The 2279-nt window shown below is 54.3% G+C and carries 2 protein-coding genes; both read right to left on the minus strand.

What is annotated here, in order from left to right; all coding sequences use genetic code 11:
* Window positions 1-25: 25 nt before the first annotated feature.
* Window positions 26-649: an Ail/Lom family outer membrane beta-barrel protein gene (locus tag HEN33_RS24685; RefSeq protein WP_001432797.1), complete on the minus strand. Its 624-nt coding sequence runs from the start codon at window positions 647-649 to the stop codon at window positions 26-28.
* A gap of 68 nt (window positions 650-717) precedes the next feature.
* Window positions 718-2279 (minus strand): phage tail tip domain-containing protein (locus tag HEN33_RS24690; RefSeq protein WP_242460323.1); only part of this gene is annotated, 1562 nt, incomplete at its 5' end.

Consider the following 2279-nt stretch of genomic DNA (forward strand, 5'->3'; position numbering starts at 1 on the left):
TCATAACACTGTGTTACCTGGCTAATCAGAACTTATGACCGACACCCACGATGAAGCCGTCAGTGCGCCAGTCGCCACTGCCGGAACCTTCATAAGCAAGGTCAATAACCACCGTCTCTACGGGACTGAACTGAATCCCGGCATTCCAGGCCGGCGACAGATGACGCGCAGTATGACCATCACTGGCGGTGGTGGTCTCCTTCACATACCCCGGTTTCACTTCATCACGCCGGTAATCCTGAACACTGTCAGACCAGCGGGTGTACGCCATCCCGGCCATGCCATAGAGACTGACCCGCTCACTGAGCTGCCAGACAGGGCCGGCCATCAGACTGACATAACGACCGCGCAGGCTTTCATAATGGAAGGTATTTTCACCCGTCTTCATCGTGTCACTTTTCTTCACCGATGCATAACTCAGCGCGACAATGCCGCCCAGGTGATCCGTGAACTCATAACGGTATTTCACATTAATCCCTTTTAAATCACCTGCACGCGCACCGGTACCGGACAATGCCGGTACGCCGCCCGGGTGAACCTGAGCATATCCCACGGAAAATGCACCGTGTCCGCTTTCAGCCTGTGCAGGAAAGGCAATTCCTGCCAGCAGGGTAGTAAACAATAATATCGTTGCGTATAAATGCCGCATGATTACCTCTTTGTTTTCAGTCAATAAAAAAGGCACCTCCTGAGGTGCCCGTCCGGGTTAATAAACCGTCAGCTGATACTGATCCCTGCCGTGGATTTTTTCATGACCACAACCAGTAAATCACTGATGTACGTTGTCGGCGTCCAGTTGTTCGCACCGGCCGACGACACATTAAACGTCAGGGTGACATGACCCCGCCCTGCCGGCATATCTATCACCGATGAGAACACCCGGCTGACATCCGTTGCCGGTTCATGGAAAATCTCAACCCCGTTCTTCAGCACCTGCAGCTTACAGGTGGAATACCAGTACGACTGCTGATTCGGGCTGTTGAAATTCTGGTGTTTCGTCCCGCGAAACAGCACCGGGGGAATGATAATCTGCCGGTCGAAGCCCTGGTCATCGTAAACTGTGACGGTTACCGTCCCGCTGGCATAACTGTTATTCCGGGGAAAGGCTTTCCCCACCGTCTTCACCAGGTCGCCTTCAATCTGGTTTGCAGACAGTTTCCCTCTGATGACACAGTTCTCGTTAATGGTGACATTATTGAGCGTGCCGGTATTCGCGGTAATTGCTCCGCTGATATCCGCGTTCCTGGCTGTCAGCTTCCCTTCCGGCGTCAGGGAAAACGTCGGGGGGTTGCCGGATGACGTGATACTCACCGCAAACAGTCGCTTCAGGAACACGTCGTTCATGAACAGCTGATTCCCCTGCGCCACAAATAACGGCGTGCTGTTGCCGCTCTCCGGATTTATCATCGCGATACGGTCAGCCAGCAGCAGTATGTTGCTCAGTGGCTGGCCATCAGTATCCTCAATCCCTGCACCAATCCCGGCCACATAGGGAATGCCGTCTTTCGTTTTTTGAACCTTCAGCATGTACAGCGCAGCCAGGTCATCATTTGTGTCCTTCTGCACGCGCTGTATCTGCTGTATGGTGGCGCTCTGGTCCTCCAGCGTTTTGTTGACCGTCTGTGTGATTTCATTGCGGGTTTCCGTGATGCTGGTCTTCATCTCCGCCATCTCATCCGCAAGCTGGCTGTTATCTATCAGTTCCCACAACCCCTGAGCCAGATGCGTTTTTCCTATTTCTCCTCTGAAAAAGTCCAGATACCCTTCTGCATCATTGCTGGCCTGCCCGCTGGCTTCCACAAACGCAGATTTCCCCACCAGGTTGACGCTGCGCACGTAAAACCAGAAATCCTTCCCGGGCTTAATGTGCGGGCCGGATACACTCCACTGACTGCCGGTCCCCAGATAACGGGCAGAGGTTTCCACCTGAGATGTGTCTGCGATTTTTGCCTCCGAAAACCAGAACTCAAACTGTACCGTCGGGTCATACACCGCAAGACGCGGGACCGCTGTTATCTGAAAATAGCCCGGTGTCAGCTCAATCGTGGCGGGTACCGCAGGTGCATTAATCCTGAACGTGGTGGTGGCCGGTTCGCCCTGCTGGCCATAACTGTTAATTGCCCTGACTGTCAGGGTGTATTCCCCGGGCGGCAGACCACTGAAACGATGCTCTGTATCCGCAGTGATGGCGGTGGTCACCAGACGGCTGTCTTCTCCGCTTCCGCTGGTCAGGCGCAGACTGAAGCGCACACCCTTCACCACCCGCGGCGTGTCCCATT

Source organism: Escherichia sp. 94.0001, from assembly GCF_013369155.2.
GTDB classification, from domain to species: Bacteria; Pseudomonadota; Gammaproteobacteria; order Enterobacterales; family Enterobacteriaceae; genus Escherichia; species Escherichia coli_F.